This window comes from Rahnella sp. 1L-D-7-B-C2 (assembly GCF_057290995.1).
In genome coordinates, this window is the sequence record NZ_JBXAVQ010000005.1 from 60,884 (window position 1) to 77,946 (window position 17,063).

The window sequence follows — 17,063 nt, forward strand, 5'->3', positions numbered from 1 at the left end:
CTGGCAAAAAAGCCATTTGCATCGTTCAGCAAACTATAAAAAGACGTTCATTCACGCACACACAACCACAACAGATGAATAATCACTGAGGCTAATGTATGAAAAAGTTGTTCAAGGTTCTTCCGCTGGTTCTGGTCTTAGCCAGTGCAGGCAGTGCATTTGCTGCTGCGCCTAAAGCAATTAATATCGGCACCGATCCGACTTACGCCCCATTTGAATCAAAAGACTCCAGCGGTAAGCTGGTCGGTTTTGATATCGATCTCGCTAACGAAATGTGTAAGCGTGCGGCCATCAAATGTACTTATATTGAAAGTGATTTCGATGCGCTGATCCCTTCCCTGAAAGCCAAAAAAATTGATGCGATTATTTCCTCACTGTCGATCACTGAAAAGCGTCAGCAGGAAATTGATTTCACTGAGAAACTGTACGCCGCCAACGCCCGTCTGATCGCGCCAAAAGGCTCAAAAGTGTTGCCTGAACTGGACGCGCTGAAAGGCAAAAACGTCGGCGTATTACAGGGTTCCACTCAGGAAGCGTATGCCAATGCAATGTGGCAGCCAAAAGGCATCAATGTGGTGGCTTACCAGAACCAGGATCTGATTTATGCGGATCTGGCATCTGGCCGTCTCGACGCTGCATTCCAGGATGAAGTCGCAGGCAGCGAAGGCTTCCTGAAACAGTCTGCGGGTAAAGATTACGCGTTTGCGGGCCCTTCCGTGAAAGACGATAAATTCTTCGGCGTGGGTACTGGCATGGGTTTGCGCAAGACCGACACCGACCTGAAAGCTGCGCTGAACAAAGCGTTTGATAGCATGCGTAAAGACGGGACTTACGACAAGCTGGCGAAGAAATACTTCGACTTTGACGTATACGGCGGCTAATTGCCCGCTGTGTGATGTGCCGCAGGGGGCGGTGCGCCGCTCCCTGAGGTTCTGACGTGGGCCCTGTCTGGCCTGCGGCGGGATCCACTGAGACAGGAAAAAACCATGCTGTATGGGTATTCCCAGGTAATCATCCAGGGCACATTGGTGACTCTGGAACTGGCGATTTCGTCAGTGGTTTTAGCACTGGTGATAGGGCTCATCGGAGCGGGTGGGAAACTGTCAAAAAGCCGGGTTATCTCTGGTTTCTTTGGTTGTTACACCACGCTTATCCGCGGCGTACCTGATCTGGTATTGATGTTATTGATTTTTTACGGCTTGCAGATTGCGCTCAATAGCGTAACGGAATCCCTGGGATTGACCCAAATTGATATCGACCCGATGAGTGCCGGTATCATTACGCTCGGCTTTATCTACGGTGCCTATTTCACCGAGACATTCCGTGGGGCGTTTATGGCCGTACCTCGTGGACAAATCGAAGCGGCGACCGCCTTTGGTTTCTCCGGCTCACAAATTTTCCGTCGTATTCTTTTTCCGGCCATGATGCGTTTTGCGCTGCCCGGTATCGGCAACAACTGGCAAGTGATTTTGAAAGCCACCGCGCTGGTGTCATTGCTCGGTCTTAATGATGTGGTCAAAGCCACTCAGCTGGCAGGCAAGGGTACATATCAGCCGTTTTACTTTGCGATTGTCGCGGGTGTGGTTTATCTGATCTTTACCACGCTGTCGAACGGCGTGTTGTTATGGCTTGAACGCCGCTATTCGCTGGGTGTGAAGAGGGCTGAGCTATGATCGACATTCTTCAACAATATGGCTGGTCGCTGCTCTATAGCGATGGCTACCGGTTTACCGGTCTGGCTGTCACTCTGTGGCTGCTGATTAGCTCCGTCGTCATTGGTGGATTGCTGGCCGTACCGATGGCGGTGGGCCGTGTTTCTTCCAATAAATTTATCCGCTATCCGATCTGGTTATACACCTACATTTTTCGCGGCACGCCGCTGTACGTTCAACTGCTGGTGTTTTATTCCGGGATGTACAGCCTGGAAATCGTGCGTGGAACGGATTTTCTGAACGCGTTCTTTCGCAGTGGTCTGAACTGTACGATCCTGGCGCTAACACTCAACACCTGCGCGTATACCACGGAGATTTTCGCCGGTGCCATCCGTTCGGTGCCGCACGGCGAAATCGAAGCAGCGAACGCCTACGGATTTTCGCGCTTCAAACTCTACACCTGCATTATTTTGCCTTCTGCGCTGCGCACGGCGCTGCCTGCGTACAGTAACGAAGTTATCCTGATGCTGCACTCCACCGCGCTGGCCTTCACCGCCACCGTGCCGGATGTGCTGAAGATTGCCCGTGATATTAACTCGGCGACCTATCAGCCGTTTTACGCCTTCGGTATCGCGGCGGTGATTTATCTTTGTGTTTCTTTTGTTCTGATTGGTCTGTTCCGCAAGGCGGAAAAACGCTGGCTGGCGCATGTTAAGCCTCAGTCCGCTCATTAAAAAAAGCCAACTATCGACACCATTGCGGGAAACGTTATGTCAGAAAACAAATTAGCTGTTCTCGATTTACACAAGCGCTACGGCGACCATGAAGTGCTGAAAGGCGTGTCGCTTACGGCGAATGCCGGGGATGTGATCAGCATTATCGGGTCATCAGGCTCCGGTAAAAGTACCTTTTTGCGCTGTATTAACTTTCTCGAAAAGCCAAGCGAAGGCTCGATCAGCGTCAATAATCAGGACATCCGTATGGTGCGCGACACCGACGGCCAGCTGAAAGTCTTCGATAAGAAGCAGCTGCAACTGTTACGCACCAAACTGACAATGGTGTTTCAGCATTTCAACTTGTGGAGCCATATGACGGTGCTGGAAAACGTCATGGAAGCGCCGGTGCAGGTGCTGGGGCTGAGCAAAGCGGAAGCGCGCGAACGTGCCGTGAAGTATCTGGACAAAGTCGGGATCGACGCGCGTGCGCAGGGCAAATATCCGGTGAACTTGTCCGGTGGCCAGCAGCAGCGTGTCTCTATTGCCCGTGCGCTGGCGATGGAGCCCGAAGTGCTATTATTCGATGAACCGACCTCCGCGCTCGACCCGGAGCTGGTTGGTGAAGTGCTGCGCATTATGCAGAAGCTGGCGGAAGAGGGGAAAACCATGGTTGTGGTCACCCATGAAATGGAATTTGCCCGTCATGTGTCAAATCACGTGATTTTCCTGCATAAGGGTGTGATCGAAGAGCAGGGCAATCCTGCCGAAGTTTTCAGCAATCCGAAAAGCACGCGTCTGCAACAGTTTTTGTCGGGTGCGTTGAAGTAATAAAAGCTCCTCCCCTTCGCAGGGGAGGAGCTTAAAATCGTTAACCTTTCGCGGCCAGCAGGCACAGCTGCACGGTCAGTTCGTAGGATTTCACAAACGAATTGACGGGCAGAAACTCGTACTTTGAGTGGAAATTGTGCGCGCCGGTGAAGTAGTTCGGCGTCAGCAGACCTTTGGCTGACAACGCCGCGCCGTCGGTGCCGCCGCGCATCGGGATCACCTTCGGCTCAACGCCGATCTCTTTAAGCCCGGCAAAAATCAGATCAATCGCCCGGCGATCTTCGCCGATCGCACTGCTGATATTGCTATAGGTATCGCTGATATCCACCGAGACTTTGGCCGTCGGATACTGAGCGGCAATGGTCTTCGCCACATCCTGAATTTTCTGTTTACGCGCCGCGAAGCTGGCACTGTCGAAATCACGGATCGACGCTTTCAGCTGTGCGCCCTGCTGCGAAGCGCTCATGCCGTTGAACCAGACGTAGCCTTCGCGACCGTCGGTGTTTTCCGGCGTTTCTGCACGATCGAAATGGCTGATAAAATCTTGTGCCATCAGCAGCGGATTCACCAGCACGCCTTTGGCCGACATAGGATGCGCCGTCACGCCGGTAAAATCGATTTCCACCGCCGCTGCATTAAAGTTTTCATATACCACTTCACCCAATTCGCAGCAGTCGATGGTGTAAGCGAAATCCACGTCGAACCGCGCGAGATCCAACGCTTTTGCACCGCGCAGGCCGATCTCCTCATCGGGTACGAAGGCTACGACGATATCGCCGTACGCCTGATCAGCCGTGAGATTCTCAAGTACGGTCATCACCACGGTCACGGCAGCTTTGTTATCGGCACCGAGCACGCTGGTGCCGTCGCTGAAAATGATCTCCTCGCCCTGATAGGGCAAAATTTCCGGGCGTTCTGAAGGGCGCAGCCAGATGTCTTTTTCTTTGTTCAGGCAAACATCGTCGCCGGTGAAACGCAGCGTTTGCGGATGAATATCCGGGCTCAGGCCCACATCGACGGTATCAATATGCGTAATGAAACCAATGCGCGGGCCGCCCTGTTTGGTGCCCGGCTTCACCGCTGTGACGGTTGCATATTCATCAATCTGAATGTTTTCTAAGCCGAGCTGATGTAGCTCATCGGCCAGCAAACGCGCCATGTCGTGCTGACCTGGCGTGCTCGGTAAGGTATTCACACTGGCGTCACTTTGTGACGTCACGGAGAGATAGCGGTAGAAACGTTCGGTAAGCTGTTTTGCGAGAGTTGTCGACATCTTGACCTCTGAATGATCGCCAATGGGTTTACTTGTTATAAGATTTTCATATATAACAGAGTATTACTAGTTGTTACTCAGATGTTAATCTGTTTTTGCTTTGGGTTCCATGATGAAGAACTTTTAAATATTCTCCGGACAGGGGAAAAGGGAAAAAATGAAACACAACATCCTCAAAATAAGCACAGGGTTACTGGCTCTGGCAATCACTGGTGGTGTCTCCGCCAAAACGCTGGTTTATTGTTCGGAAGGTTCGCCGGAGCAATTCAATCCGCAACTTTACACCTCGGGAACGTCGGTTGATGCCAGTGCGGTGCCGATTTATAACCGTCTGGTCGATTTCAAAACCGGCACAACTGAGCTGGTGCCGAGTCTGGCGGAAAGCTGGGACGTCAGCCCGGACGGTAAAACCTATACCTTCCACCTGCGCAAGGGCGTGAAATTCCAGAGCAGCAAGCTGTTCAAACCTACCCGTGATTTCAACGCAGACGACGTGATCTTCTCGTTCATGCGCCAGAAAGACGAAAATAACCCGTACCATAAAGTTTCCGGCGGCACCTACCTGAACTTCGACAGCCTGAAGATGGGCGATTTGATTGGCAGCATTGATAAGGTTGATGACTACACGGTGCGTTTCAATCTGACCCGCCCGGAAGCGCCGTTCGTCGCCGATCTGGCCTGGTATTTTGCGTCCATCCTCTCGGCAGAATATGCCGATCAGATGCTGAAAGCCGGTACACCGGAAAAGCTCGACCTGAACCCGGTAGGCACCGGTCCGTTCGAGCTGGTTCAGTACCAGAAAGACACGCGCTTGCTGTACAAAGCCTTCCCGGAATACTGGCAGGGTAAATCTAAAATTGATCGTCTGGTGTACACCATTACCCCGGATGCCTCGATGCGTCTCGCAAAACTGGAAAAAAATGAGTGCCAGGTGATGCCGTTCCCAAATCCGGCAGATCTCGAGCGTATGCGCGCCAATAAAGATATCAATCTGATGAGCAAATCGGGCCTGAATACCGGTTTCCTGTCCTTCAACACCCAAAAGCCACCGCTGAATAACGTGAAAGTGCGTCAGGCACTGAGCATGGCGATCAACAAGCCGCAAATCATCGAGGCGGTATTCCGCGGCACCGGCACCGCGGCGAAAACGCTGTTGCCGACCGGTGTCTGGGGTTACAACGACAAGGTGACGGATTACGATTATTCACCGGAGAAAGCCAAAGCTTTACTGGCAGAAGCTGGCATGCCAGACGGTTTCGACATCGATCTGTGGGCGATGCCGGTACAGCGTCCTTACAACCCGAATGCCCGTCGTATGGCGGAGATGATTCAGTCTGACTGGGCGAAGATTGGCGTGAAAGCACACATCGTCAGCTATGAGTGGGGCGAGTATCAGACCCGCATCCGCAATGGCGAGCACATGGCCGCGCTGATGGGCTGGACCACCGCCAACGGCGATCCAGACAACTTCTTTGGCCCGTTGTTTACCTGCAACGCCGCGAAGGGCGGTTCTAACTCAGCGAAGTGGTGTTACGCACCGTTTGACCAGTTGATCACTGAAGCCAAAGAAACCACCGACCACGCCAAACGCGTCGCGCTTTACGAGCAGGCGCAGCAGATGATGCACGATCAGGCCCCTGCGGTGATGATTGCGCACTCGACGATTTTCGAACCGGTTCGCAAAGAAGTGAGCGGGTATGAGATTGACCCGTTTGGTAAACATGTGTTTTATCAGGTGGATGTGAAGGAGTAGGGTGAGATCGAGGAAATTCCGGTTTCTCATCGCTCTAACTTGCTGAATTTAAATGTATAAAACGAAACGCTTTGCGCCTCCCCCTGAGAAGGGGGAGGCTGAGAGGCGGTATGGCTGGTGATAAATTTGTCAAAGCACACTTCAGCTTTTTTGATTTGATCTTAATCTCCCACTCCAGCTCTCCCCTTCGCAGGGGTGGGCGCCGATCGATCCGTTTTGAAAAAACGCCAGTTCATCACCCCAGTAAATCCTCCAGCGCCCCCTTCAGTTCCTGATGCTGATACATAAACCCGGCTGCTTCCAGCCGTATCGGGACGGCCCGCTGGCCGCCCAGTACCAGTACTGATGATTCTCCCATCAGCAACCGTACAACCCCGGCAGGAGCCCGCATAAACGCCGGGCGGTGCAGGACTTCACCGAGCAGGGCGCTGAACTGTTCATTACGCGCCGGATATGGCGAGACCATGTTGAACGGACCCGTGAGGGTTTCATGCATCAGCAGGAAAATGATGCCGCTGACCATGTCGTCGATATGGATCCACGGCATGTATTGCTGACCATCACCGATCGGTCCGCCAAGACCGGCGCGGAAAGGCAGAACGATTTTTGCCAGTGCCCCGCCTTTGGCCGCCAGAACGATGCCCGTTCGCAGCAGACACACGCGGGTGCGCGGGCTTTCTGCCGTCAGCGCCAGCGCTTCCCAGCGGGCGCAAAGCTGCCAGGTAAACTGCTTATTAGGGGGTTCATCTTCCGGGACTAACGCCTGCCCCTGATCGCCGTAATAACCCACTGCCGAACCTGAAATAAAGACTGATGGTGGTGTCTGACTGGCGTTGATGAGCTGGGCCAGTTTTTCGGTTAACTGCCAGCGGCTTTCGCAAAGTTTGGCTTTGTATTCTTTCGTCCAGCGCTTATCGGCAATCGGCTCGCCTGCGAGATTGATCACCGCATCGAAACCGTCCAGCGACGTTTTGCCGTCCAGCGTTTCCCAGAGCTGAACCTGTGAACCCAGTATTTTTGCAGCGCGTTCGGGAGCACGGGTGAGGGCGGTAATCTGATGAGATTGCTCAACAAGTCTCTCCGTGAGCCTGCGACCAATGAGCCCGGTAGCGCCCGTTATCAGGATTTTCATATCAGGTTCCTTAACTGTCTGAATACGCGAATGAACTGTCTGTAATCATAGTTGAGTCGCCGCGTTTAACGCGCGATATGGAGCACAATTAGTGGAAATTATTTAAAGCGGGATTTTTAAAAGGAGAACCCCCGGCAGACACCGGGGACAGAGCGGTTATCGATTATTGATGCGGGTGGTATCGGCCAGTGCGTAGGCTTTTTGCGTCGCCGGTCGGGCTTTGACGCGCTCGAACCAGTTGCGAACCGCCGGATATTCCGCCAGATCAATGCGCTGTCGCTCATGCGCCACAATCCACGGGTAGGTCGCAATATCTGCAATACTATAAGTGTCTCCGGCGATATAGGCGTTTTTGGTCAGTTGGGTATTGAGCACGCCATACAGACGTTTGGTTTCCTGCTGAAAACGCTCGATGGCGTAGGGGACTGGCTGCGGGGCGTAATGGGTGAAGTGATGATTCTGTCCGAGCATCGGACCCAGTCCGGCCACCTGCCATGTTAACCACTCCAGCGTGGTTGTGCGTTCGCGCAGTTCTTTACTGAGGAATTTGCCCGTTTTTTCCGCCAGATACTGCAAGATTGCACCAGATTCAAATACGCCTATGGGTGCGCCGTTGTCTACCGGCAGGCTGTCGACAATGGCCGGGATTTTATTGTTAGGCGAGATGGCGAGAAACTCGGGTTTAAACTGGTCGCCTGCGCTGATATCAATTCGGTGAAGGCGGTAGGGCAATCCGGCTTCTTCCAAAAAGAGGGTGATTTTGTGGCCGTTCGGGGTGGGTGCGTAATAAAGATCAATCATATTGCCTCCTGCGTTATGTTAATCACTCTGTGGGAGCTGCGGGACGAGATACGCCAATGTGGAATCGTCAATCACACGTTTTTAAAGTGATTGAGTAGGGTATCATAACGCTGATGAATACCGGCCTGCGTCAGACCTTTGTCGGAGTTGTCTTATGGCGAAGTTTGTGGGGTGACATAACGTTTACCTGTCACCAACGCATCCATTGCTATTGAAGCCATGTGGCAGACCCAGATAGAATCTCCGGACATTGTCGACGTGTTGCACCAATTACTGCGCACAGACCCATTGCGCACAGACCAGCGCTTAAAACAGAAGGTTTCAGCGGATGTCAGAACAAGAGCAAAACATCAGTACGGAAGAATGGGTTGATATCGTCAACGAAGACAACGAGGTCATTGCCCAGGCCAGCCGACAACAAATGCGTGCTCAGGTCCTGCGTCACCGTGCCAGCTACATTGTGGTTCATGACGGAATGGGCAATATTTTGGTTCAGCGCCGTACAGAAACCAAAGACTTCTATCCTGGCTGGCTTGATGCAACGGCGGGTGGGGTGGTGCAAAGCGGCGAAAACATTCTTGATTCAGCTCGCCGTGAAGCGGAAGAAGAGTTAGGAATTGCCGGTGTGCCTTTTGCCGAACACGGCCAGTTCTACTTCGAGGAAGAGAACAAATGCCGCGTGTGGGGCGCGCTGTTCAGCTGTGTATCGCACGGCCCGTTCGCGCTTCAGGAAGAAGAGATTGATTCGGTGCGCTGGATGACGCCGGAAGAAATCACCGCGCGCTGCGACGAATTCACGCCGGATTCTCTGAAAGCGCTTTCGCTGTGGATGACTCGCAATAATGAGAAAGAACACGGCAAGCCGTTAACCCGCGAAACGGCTGCACCGGTTGCTGAAACGCAAGACGCTGAAACAGTCGATGTGGATGATGTGGGAAAAAATCAGAGTCCTTCTGTCTGATGATCTGAGAAAAGCGGGCGATATCACGTCGTCCGCTGCTTTTAAGCCCGAGCCTTAACAGCTGTCCCGCTTACACAATGACGAGGCGATCGTCACCTCTTCCCACTCTTCATCATGAATTCTTGCCAGCAATGCCTGCGCCGCGCGCGTGCCAATTTCTTTATGAGGAATAGCAATGGTGGTCAGCGGTGGCTGACAGACTTTGCTCACGTCGGCATTGCCAAAACCGACGACCGCCAGACTGTCCGGCACCTTGATACGCCTGCGCTGGCATTCATACAGCGCACCGCATGCGAGATCGTCGGAAACGCACACCAGCGCGTCGATCTCAGGCCACGCCAGCAGAAACTCCGGCAACTGCTGAGCACCGGTAGAGAAGCTCGCGGGCTCGGCGGCGTTGATCACCCGATGCGGGGACATATGCGCTTTCAGCATCGCTTTGCGCCATCCCTGCAAATGTTGCTGGAAAATCCACTGCTCCTGATTGGCGCACAGCATGCCGATGTTCTGGTATCCCTTTGCGACCACGGTCTGCGTGAGCTGAAACATCGCTTCGACATAATCAATGCCGATGTTCATATCAATGGGAGAATCGGTCAGAGCACCGATTTCCAGAACCGGAATCGTCAGATTGTCCAGCCACTGCCGCACGTTAGCGGAGTGCTCGACGGAGAGCAAAATCGCCGCGGCCAAATTGTATGACAGCAGCGTTTCCAGCAGCTTTTCTTCGCGCTCAATACGGTGCTGGGATTCAGCCAGCATTATCTGATAACCGGCGGGTTGCAGCACTTTTTGCAGGCCAGCGAACATCTCAGCACAGCCCGGTTCTGAGAGGCTCGGTACGATCATTGCGATGGTATAAGAAGAGGCGGAGGCCAGTGAACTGGCTGCCTGGTTGGGTAAATAACCCAACTGGCTGACAGCTTCTTCGATCTTTTCACGCAGCTTATCGGAGACTTGTTCAGGCGTGCGCAATGCGCGGGAGACGGTCATGCTACCCACGCCCGCCAACTGCGCCACATCAGCCAGCGTTACCCTCCCGGTACTGCGTCTTTTCTTATTAATGGACATTCACAATCCTGACTCCTATACCCGCAGGTATAGCGAAAAAAGCAAGCCGCAGCAGGGTGATACCCGAAGGTTCTGCGGCAGAATTGGGTAAATTATCGGTGATTTCCCGACAAAGTATACCGTTATTTGTGCGAACTGCTGTCAGGCGATACCGGAAGGTGACTATTTTTGATAGCGCTATCACAGTTCCCAATGATAGAAGTTTGGTAGCGCTATCTTTGTGAGATGTATCACAGATGTTAACGCTACCGGTGAGTAGAGTCAGGGCGTTGGTGTGGTCTCGGAGAATTCGGCACGCCAGCTCTTAAAAATAAACCGGAGCCCTACCTATGCTGAATGATTGGCTGACGTCTGACAGGATTCAGATCAGAACAGATATCACGGACTGGCGGCAGGCAGTGGAAGTCAGCGCTGAACCACTGTTGAAAGATGGCACTATCACGCCTGACTACCTGACGGCGATTTTTGCCCAGAGGGAAAAGTTGGGCCCATACTTCGTTCTGGCCCCGGGGATTGCGATGCCACATGCCCGGCCGGAAGAGGGCGCGAAAGGATTAGGACTGTCGCTGCTCACGTTGCCACACGGCGTGAAATTTAATTCCGAAGATAATGACCCGGTGTATACGGTGGTGATGTTATCGGCACCGGATAAACACAGTCATATCGAGTTAATTTCTGAACTGGCGGAGTTATTCTCCAGCGATGAAGAGATGCAGAAAATACATCAGGCAGCAGATATTAAAACCATTCAGGATGTCATCGCGAAATTCTGACCCTGAGCTCATCATTAATGGAATGACGTTAATTCATCACGGAAGTAGTGACCAGTAATGACATCAGAAAAAATTCTGATGCGTGAACCTACAAACTTTTAAAAACACAGGTGAATAAAATGAAAATCATGGCAATTTGCGGTTCCGGTTTAGGCAGCAGCTTTATGGTCGAAATGAACATTAAAAAAGTGCTGAAAAAATTAAATATTCAGGCTGACGTTGAGCACTCTGATTTGTCTTCGGCCATTCCCGGCGAGGCCGATCTGTTCGTGATGGCGAAGGACATTGCCGCCAGCGCTAACATCCCGGAAAGTCAGCTGGTTGTCATTACCAATATTGTGGATATTAACGAGCTGGAAGCTAAATTAGTGGCACATTTTGAAAAGCATCCGGTGTCCTGACGGTCACTAAACCCTACATATAAAACTAATAAAGTATGAGGTGGATATGTTTATCCAGGAAACGCTCAAGTTTGTGGTTGATATATTAAAAGTTCCGGCTGTTCTGGTAGGGCTCATCGCATTAATCGGCCTGGTCGCACAAAAGAAAAACTTTTCTGATGTGGTAAAAGGTACGGTAAAAACAATTCTGGGTTTTCTTGTTTTAGCAGGCGGTGCGACGGTATTAGTCGGCTCTTTAAATCCGTTAGGCGGAATGTTCGAGCACGCCTTTAATATTCAGGGCATTATTCCGAATAACGAAGCGATTGTTTCTATCGCGATGGAAAAATTCGGTGCACCCACCGCATTAATTATGGCCTTCGGTATGGTCGCGAACCTTATCGTGGCACGTTTCACCCGCCTCAAATACGTTTTCCTGACAGGGCACCACACGTTCTACATGGCCTGTATGATCAGCGTCATTCTGACGGTAGCCGGTTTTGAGGGCGTGGCGCTGGTCTTCACCGGTTCCCTGACACTCGGCCTTATCATGGCGTTCTTCCCGGCACTGGCGCAGCGTTATATGCGTAAAATTACCGGCAATGATGACATCGCTTTCGGCCATTTCGGCACCATCGGCTATGTGCTTTCCGGCTGGATAGGCAGTAAGGTCGGTAAAGGGTCACGCTCTACCGAAGAGATGAATCTGCCGAAAAACCTCAGCTTCCTGCGCGACAGCTCGATCTCCATCTCACTCACCATGATCATCATTTATCTGATCATGGCGGTGTTTGCCGGGCAGATTTTCGTCGAATCCACCTACAGCGCAGGCCAGAACTATCTGGTGTACTCCATCATAATGGCAATTACGTTTGCGGCCGGTGTATTCATCATCCTGCAAGGTGTGCGCCTGATTCTGGCTGAAATCGTTCCTGCATTCGTCGGCTTCTCCGAGCGACTGGTGCCGAATGCGCGTCCTGCACTGGACTGCCCTGTGGTGTATCCGTATGCGCCGAACGCAGTGCTGATCGGCTTCCTGTTTAGCTTCCTCGGCGGTCTGGTCGGGCTGTTCCTGCTGGGGCAGATGCACATGGTGCTGATCCTGCCGGGCGTGGTACCGCACTTCTTCACCGGCGCAACGGCGGGTGTGTTCGGTAATGCCACCGGCGGACGTCGCGGCGCGATGTTCGGTGCTTTTGCAAACGGTGTGCTGATCACCTTCCTGCCGGTTCTGTTGCTGCCGGTGCTCGGTGCCCTGGGCTTTGCCAACGCCACGTTCTCTGACGCGGACTTCGGTGTCATCGGTATCCTGCTGGGCAATCTGGCTCGCTTCATGTCGAAAGAAGCCATTATGGCGCTGATTGTCGGGATCTTTGCCGTTCTCGTCGCTTACAACTATCTCGGTAAAAAACCTGCTGCGGCGAAAGCAGTCAGCGAAGAGTAATTCATTCACTCATTACGTCTCTTATCACCATCCGGGAAACACCATTCAGACCTGTCAGCAATGACAGGTCTGGATAAGTGCTCACTAAAATAAGGACCCAACAAGATGAAAGATGTCCACGAGGTTCGTGATCTGGCCCGTCATATCCGCATCGAGACGCTGAAAATGCTGACCGGTCTGGGGTTCGGGCATTATGGCGGCAGTATGTCAGTGGTGGAAACGCTGGCGGTGTTATACGGCGATGTCATGCGCATTGACCCGAAAAAACCTGACTGGCAGGAGCGCGATTATTTTGTGCTCTCCAAAGGCCATGCCGGTCCGGCGCTGTATGCCACGCTGGCGCTGAAAGGGTATTTTCCGGTCAGCGAACTGAAAACGCTGAACGAAAATGGCACCAAATTGCCAAGCCATCCCGATCGCCTTCGCACCATTGGCGTCGATGCCACCACCGGTTCGCTCGGGCAGGGCGTGTCTATCGCCGCCGGTATGGCGCTCTCACATAAGCTGGCAGGTCGTACTAACCGCGTGTTCTGCATTCTCGGCGACGGCGAACTGAACGAGGGCCAGTGCTGGGAAGCCTTCCAGTTTATCGCGCACCACAATCTGCATAACCTCACGCTGTTTATCGATTACAACAAACAGCAGCTCGACGGCACGCTGGATGAAGTGATCAGGCCTTTCGACCTGGCCGGTAAATTCAGTGCCTTTGGGTTTGATGTGCAGACGATCAAAGGCGACGATGTGGTCGCAATCAGCGATGCGGTCACCCCGGTACGTCAGGGCGAGCAGCGCCCGCTGTTAGTAATCCTCGACAGTATTAAAGGGCAGGGCGTGACCTATCTCGAGCAACTGGCGAATTCCCACCATTTGCGCTTAACGCCGGATGTGAAACTGGAAATCGAAAACGCGATCGCTGAGCTGGAGGCCGCCCATGTTTGAAGTCTCTCTGGAATTACAAAAAGACGCCGTGGAAATGCGTAAAGTCTACGCTAACACCGTGCGTGAAAAGATTGTTGAGAACACGCCGATCATCGCGCTGGAAGCGGATCTGATGAGCTCAATGGCGATGGATGGCGTGCATAAAGACCATCCTTCCCATGTCATTAACTGCGGCATCATGGAAGCCAATGTGATCGGCGTGGCTGCCGGGTTATCTCTCACCGGCCGCGTGCCTTTTGTGCATACCTTTACCGCTTTTGCCAGCCGCCGCTGCTTTGATCAGTTGTTTATGTCGCTGGATTACCAAAAGAATAACGTCAAAATTATTGCATCCGACGCTGGCGTCAGCGCCTGTCACAACGGCGGTACGCATATGTCTTTCGAGGATATGGGCATCGTGCGCGGGCTGGCGAACTCGGTAGTGATGGAAGTGACCGACGCGGTGATGTTCCGCGATATTCTGTTGCAGCTAATGGATCTGAAAGGATTCTACTGGGTGCGGACAATACGTAAACAAGCGACACAGGTTTATCAGGAAGGTTCGACCTTCACCATCGGCAAAGCGAATGTGCTGCGTGACGGTACCGACGTGACGCTGATTGCCAACGGCATCATGGTGGCTGAAGCGCTGAAAGCGGCAGAAATGCTGGAGCGCGAGGGTGTGAGTGCGGCGGTGATCGACATGTTTACGCTTAAACCGATCGATAAAGATATCATCCTTAAATACGCCGCCAAAACGGGCAAAATCGTCACCTGCGAAAACCACAGTATTCATAACGGGCTTGGTTCGGCAGTGGCGGAAGTGCTGGTAGAAAACCATCCGGTGCCGATGCGTCGCGTGGGCGTGAAAGAGCGTTATGGTCAGGTCGGCACGCAGGAATTTTTACAGCAGGAATACGGGCTGACCGCCGAACACATTCTCGAGTCGGCAAAACAGTTGCTGTGAACGAGAAGTGTGGAAAGCAGAAAATAAAAACGCCGACGTGATGTCGGCGTTTTGCTGTCTTGCATACTGCTATTCGGACGTAAAATAATTCAGGGAATTATTTTGCTGCCTCTTCTGCCTGAGCAGACTGAATCGCAGTCAGTGCCACGGTGTAGACGATATCGTCTACCAGTGCGCCACGAGACAGGTCGTTAACCGGTTTGCGCATACCTTGCAGCATCGGCCCGATAGAGACCAGATCCGCAGAACGCTGTACCGCTTTGTAGGTGGTGTTACCGGTGTTCAGATCCGGGAAGATGAACACAGTCGCCTGACCTGCCACCGGTGAGTTCGGTGCTTTGGACAGAGCAACGTCAGCCATGATCGCGGCATCGTATTGCAGAGGACCATCGATGATCAGGTCAGGACGTTTTTCCTGCGCCAGACGGGTCGCTTCACGCACTTTTTCAACGTCGCTGCCCGCGCCTGAATTACCAGTGGAGTAGGAAATCATCGCCACGCGCGGTTCGATACCGAATGCTGCAGCGGAATCCGCAGACTGGATCGCGATTTCAGACAGCTGTTCAGCCGTTGGATCCGGATTGATCGCGCAGTCGCCGTAAACCAGAACCTGGTCAGGCAGCAGCATGAAGAACACTGAAGACACCAGGGAGCTGCCCGGTGCGGTTTTGATCAGCTGCAACGGTGGGCGGATGGTGTTAGCGGTGGTGTGAACAGCACCGGAAACCAGACCGTCAACTTTGCCTTGTTCCAGCATCAGAGTACCGAGAACCACGTTATCTTCCAGCTGTTCGCGCGCAACCACTTCGGTCATGCCTTTGCTTTTACGCAGCTCAACCAGACGTGCCACATACTCTTCGCGCACGGCAACCGGGTCGATGATTTCGATGCCTGCACCCAGAGTCACGCCCTGAGCCGCTGCAACGCGTTTGATCTCATCCGGATTACCCAGCAATACGCATTCTGCGATACCACGTTCAGCGCAAAGTGCTGCCGCTTTCACGGTACGCGGCTCGTCGCCTTCCGGCAGGACGATACGTTTACCGGCTTTACGCGCCAGTTCGGTCAGCTGATAACGGAACGCTGGCGGAGACAGACGACGTGAACGCTCGGAGTGCGCGCTCAGGGAGTCGATCCAGTCTGCGTTGATGTGAGAAGCCACGTACTGTTGCAGTTTCTCAACGCGCTGATGGTCGTCCGCAGGGACTTCCAGATTGAAGCTTTGCAGGCTCAGGGAGGTCTGCCAGGTGTTGGTATCTACCATAAATACAGGCAGGCCAGTCTGGAAAGCACGTTCGCAGAGGCTGTTAATACGTTCGTCGATTTCGTAGCCACCGGTCAGCAGGATAGCGCCGATTTCTACGCCATTCATTGCCGCCAGACAGGCTGAAACCAGCACGTCTGGACGGTCAGCGGAGGTCACCAGCAGTGAACCTGGACGGAAGTGTTCCAGCATGTGCGGAATGCTACGCGCGCAGAAGGTCACGGATTTCACGCGGCGGGTTTGCACGTCGCCTTCGTTGATGATGCGGGCATTCAGGTGCTTCGCCATGTCGATTGCGCGGGTGGCAATCAGCTCGAAGCTCCATGGAATGCAGCCCAGCACTGGCAGCGGGCTGTTAGCGAACAGCTGAGTCGGATCGATATTCGCCACGCTGGCTTTGTTGGAATCATCGAAGATTTCAGAAAGGTCCGGACGTGTGCGGCCCTGATCGTCAACCGGTGCGTTCAGTTTGTTGATGATAACGCCGGTGATATTGGTGTTTTTGCTGCCGCCGAAGCTGGAACGGGCCAGTTCGATTCGTTCTTTCAGCTGCGCCGGAGAATCGTTGCCCAGCGCCAGAACGAAGACGATTTCTGCGTTCAGGGTTTTAGCAATTTCGTAGTTCAGCGCGTTAGCAAACTGGTGTTTACGCGTTGGAACCAGACCTTCCACCAGCACCACTTCTGCGTCTTTGGTGTTTTCGTGATAACGCGCGATGATTTCTTCCATCAGCACGTCTTGCTGGTTTGAACTCAACAGCGCTTCAACGTGGCTCATTTTCAGCGGTTCAGCTGCGGTCACGGAAGAGTTGGCGCGAATGATGGTAGTGGTTTGATCAGGTGCATCGCCGCCGGCACGTGGCTGTGCGATCGGTTTGAAGATGCTCAGGCTGACGCCTTTTTGTTCCATTGCACGGATCACGCCGAGGCTGACGCTGGTCAGACCAACGCTGGTGCCTGTGGGGATCAACATAATTGTACGGGACACGGCTAAACCTCTTTAACGGTTGCCAGGCAGAGACGGTCGCAGGTTTGTGCAGAGGAGATAATGATCAGCATGAGCGCGATGATTATCCTGCGCGGTGCGTCCAAACGGGCGGCGTTTGCCTTGAGTTAAAAAATCACTGCCAG

The 17,063-nt window shown here is 53.1% G+C and carries 16 protein-coding genes; 11 read left to right on the forward strand and 5 right to left on the reverse strand.

Annotation, left to right across the window (positions count from 1 at the left end; translation table 11 throughout):
* Positions 1 to 98: 98 nt before the first annotated feature.
* The 4 genes from AC0Z7K_RS10530 (at position 99) to hisP (ending at position 3,196) form a co-directional block, all read left to right on the forward strand.
* A complete protein-coding gene (locus AC0Z7K_RS10530; protein ID WP_485614327.1) occupies positions 99 to 881 on the forward strand; it encodes a lysine/arginine/ornithine ABC transporter substrate-binding protein in 783 nt (260 codons plus the stop codon).
* Positions 882 to 986: 105 nt separating this feature from the next.
* A complete protein-coding gene (locus tag AC0Z7K_RS10535; protein WP_112166868.1) occupies positions 987 to 1,673 on the forward strand; it encodes a histidine ABC transporter permease HisQ in 687 nt (228 codons plus the stop codon).
* The gene (locus tag AC0Z7K_RS10540; RefSeq protein ID WP_112166869.1) at positions 1,670 to 2,386 is read left to right on the forward strand and encodes an ABC transporter permease; all 717 of its coding nucleotides are present in this window, start codon (positions 1,670 to 1,672) and stop codon (positions 2,384 to 2,386) included. The genes AC0Z7K_RS10535 and AC0Z7K_RS10540 overlap by 4 nt, the downstream gene beginning before the upstream one ends.
* Before the next feature lie 36 nt (positions 2,387 to 2,422).
* Positions 2,423 to 3,196 (forward strand): histidine ABC transporter ATP-binding protein HisP, encoded by a 774-nt coding sequence (gene hisP / locus AC0Z7K_RS10545; RefSeq protein ID WP_413529280.1) that lies wholly within the window; start codon positions 2,423 to 2,425, stop codon positions 3,194 to 3,196.
* A gap of 40 nt (positions 3,197 to 3,236) precedes the next feature.
* Here hisP and pepT read toward each other — a convergent pair whose 3' ends face one another.
* Positions 3,237 to 4,469 (reverse strand): peptidase T, encoded by a 1,233-nt coding sequence (pepT, locus tag AC0Z7K_RS10550; RefSeq protein ID WP_485614330.1) that lies wholly within the window; start codon positions 4,467 to 4,469, stop codon positions 3,237 to 3,239.
* 157 nt (positions 4,470 to 4,626) lie between these two features.
* On the opposite strand from pepT, the gene AC0Z7K_RS10555 reads away from it, so the two are divergent.
* Complete coding sequence (locus AC0Z7K_RS10555; protein ID WP_485614332.1) at positions 4,627 to 6,222, forward strand: ABC transporter substrate-binding protein; 1,596 nt, start codon at positions 4,627 to 4,629, stop codon at positions 6,220 to 6,222.
* A gap of 235 nt (positions 6,223 to 6,457) precedes the next feature.
* Here the strand turns inward: AC0Z7K_RS10555 and AC0Z7K_RS10560 are convergent, their stop codons facing one another.
* Together AC0Z7K_RS10560 and yfcG are read right to left on the reverse strand one after the other, a co-directional pair.
* Positions 6,458 to 7,354 carry a TIGR01777 family oxidoreductase gene (locus AC0Z7K_RS10560; protein ID WP_485614334.1) on the reverse strand — a complete coding sequence of 299 codons (897 nt, stop codon included), beginning with the start codon at positions 7,352 to 7,354 and terminating at the stop codon, positions 6,458 to 6,460.
* Positions 7,355 to 7,510: 156 nt separating this feature from the next.
* Positions 7,511 to 8,155, reverse strand: a complete 645-nt coding sequence (gene yfcG, locus AC0Z7K_RS10565; RefSeq protein ID WP_413529284.1) for a GSH-dependent disulfide bond oxidoreductase — start codon at positions 8,153 to 8,155, stop codon at positions 7,511 to 7,513.
* A gap of 328 nt (positions 8,156 to 8,483) precedes the next feature.
* On the opposite strand from yfcG, the gene yfcD reads away from it, so the two are divergent.
* Positions 8,484 to 9,116: an NUDIX hydrolase YfcD gene (gene yfcD, locus AC0Z7K_RS10570; RefSeq protein ID WP_485614335.1), complete on the forward strand. Its 633-nt coding sequence runs from the start codon at positions 8,484 to 8,486 to the stop codon at positions 9,114 to 9,116.
* 54 nt (positions 9,117 to 9,170) lie between these two features.
* On the opposite strand, the gene AC0Z7K_RS10575 is transcribed toward yfcD, so the two are convergent.
* Positions 9,171 to 10,187, reverse strand: coding sequence for a LacI family DNA-binding transcriptional regulator (locus AC0Z7K_RS10575; RefSeq protein WP_413529286.1), 1,017 nt, complete (start codon positions 10,185 to 10,187; stop codon positions 9,171 to 9,173).
* A gap of 329 nt (positions 10,188 to 10,516) precedes the next feature.
* Here AC0Z7K_RS10575 and AC0Z7K_RS10580 point away from each other — a divergent pair, with 329 nt between their 5' ends.
* From AC0Z7K_RS10580 to AC0Z7K_RS10600, 5 genes are all read left to right on the forward strand, one after another.
* Positions 10,517 to 10,960: a PTS sugar transporter subunit IIA gene (locus AC0Z7K_RS10580; RefSeq protein ID WP_112166883.1), complete on the forward strand. Its 444-nt coding sequence runs from the start codon at positions 10,517 to 10,519 to the stop codon at positions 10,958 to 10,960.
* 119 nt (positions 10,961 to 11,079) lie between these two features.
* The gene (locus AC0Z7K_RS10585) at positions 11,080 to 11,361 is read left to right on the forward strand and encodes a PTS sugar transporter subunit IIB (protein WP_413529287.1); all 282 of its coding nucleotides are present in this window, start codon (positions 11,080 to 11,082) and stop codon (positions 11,359 to 11,361) included.
* Positions 11,362 to 11,407: 46 nt separating this feature from the next.
* The gene (locus tag AC0Z7K_RS10590; RefSeq protein ID WP_413529288.1) at positions 11,408 to 12,784 is read left to right on the forward strand and encodes a PTS ascorbate transporter subunit IIC; all 1,377 of its coding nucleotides are present in this window, start codon (positions 11,408 to 11,410) and stop codon (positions 12,782 to 12,784) included.
* A 105-nt stretch (positions 12,785 to 12,889) separates the two neighbouring features.
* Positions 12,890 to 13,723, forward strand: a complete 834-nt coding sequence (locus AC0Z7K_RS10595) for a transketolase (RefSeq protein WP_413529289.1) — start codon at positions 12,890 to 12,892, stop codon at positions 13,721 to 13,723.
* On the forward strand, positions 13,716 to 14,669 hold the full coding sequence (locus AC0Z7K_RS10600) for a transketolase family protein (RefSeq protein WP_485614337.1): 954 nt from the start codon (positions 13,716 to 13,718) through the stop codon (positions 14,667 to 14,669). The genes AC0Z7K_RS10595 and AC0Z7K_RS10600 overlap by 8 nt, the downstream gene beginning before the upstream one ends.
* 97 nt (positions 14,670 to 14,766) lie before the next feature.
* On the opposite strand, the gene pta is transcribed toward AC0Z7K_RS10600, so the two are convergent.
* On the reverse strand, positions 14,767 to 16,905 hold the full coding sequence (gene pta, locus AC0Z7K_RS10605) for a phosphate acetyltransferase (protein WP_413529530.1): 2,139 nt from the start codon (positions 16,903 to 16,905) through the stop codon (positions 14,767 to 14,769).
* Positions 16,906 to 17,063 lie beyond the last annotated feature (158 nt).

Excerpts from the sequence above, each read along its gene's own strand:
- pta (WP_413529530.1), bottom strand. The coding sequence starts at position 16,905 with ATGTTGATCCCCACAGGCACCAGCGTTGGTCTGACCAGCGTCAGCCTC.
- AC0Z7K_RS10540 (WP_112166869.1), top strand. The coding sequence starts at position 1,670 with ATGATCGACATTCTTCAACAATATGGCTGGTCGCTGCTCTATAGCGAT.
- AC0Z7K_RS10600 (WP_485614337.1), top strand. The coding sequence starts at position 13,716 with ATGTTTGAAGTCTCTCTGGAATTACAAAAAGACGCCGTGGAAATGCGT.
- hisP (WP_413529280.1), top strand. The coding sequence starts at position 2,423 with ATGTCAGAAAACAAATTAGCTGTTCTCGATTTACACAAGCGCTACGGC.
- AC0Z7K_RS10535 (WP_112166868.1), top strand. The coding sequence starts at position 987 with ATGCTGTATGGGTATTCCCAGGTAATCATCCAGGGCACATTGGTGACT.
- yfcG (WP_413529284.1), bottom strand. The coding sequence starts at position 8,155 with ATGATTGATCTTTATTACGCACCCACCCCGAACGGCCACAAAATCACC.
- AC0Z7K_RS10585 (WP_413529287.1), top strand. The coding sequence starts at position 11,080 with ATGAAAATCATGGCAATTTGCGGTTCCGGTTTAGGCAGCAGCTTTATG.
- AC0Z7K_RS10555 (WP_485614332.1), top strand. The coding sequence starts at position 4,627 with ATGAAACACAACATCCTCAAAATAAGCACAGGGTTACTGGCTCTGGCA.
- AC0Z7K_RS10590 (WP_413529288.1), top strand. The coding sequence starts at position 11,408 with ATGTTTATCCAGGAAACGCTCAAGTTTGTGGTTGATATATTAAAAGTT.
- AC0Z7K_RS10580 (WP_112166883.1), top strand. The coding sequence starts at position 10,517 with ATGCTGAATGATTGGCTGACGTCTGACAGGATTCAGATCAGAACAGAT.
- AC0Z7K_RS10560 (WP_485614334.1), bottom strand. The coding sequence starts at position 7,354 with ATGAAAATCCTGATAACGGGCGCTACCGGGCTCATTGGTCGCAGGCTC.
- AC0Z7K_RS10575 (WP_413529286.1), bottom strand. The coding sequence starts at position 10,187 with ATGTCCATTAATAAGAAAAGACGCAGTACCGGGAGGGTAACGCTGGCT.
- AC0Z7K_RS10595 (WP_413529289.1), top strand. The coding sequence starts at position 12,890 with ATGAAAGATGTCCACGAGGTTCGTGATCTGGCCCGTCATATCCGCATC.
- yfcD (WP_485614335.1), top strand. The coding sequence starts at position 8,484 with ATGTCAGAACAAGAGCAAAACATCAGTACGGAAGAATGGGTTGATATC.
- AC0Z7K_RS10530 (WP_485614327.1), top strand. The coding sequence starts at position 99 with ATGAAAAAGTTGTTCAAGGTTCTTCCGCTGGTTCTGGTCTTAGCCAGT.
- pepT (WP_485614330.1), bottom strand. The coding sequence starts at position 4,469 with ATGTCGACAACTCTCGCAAAACAGCTTACCGAACGTTTCTACCGCTAT.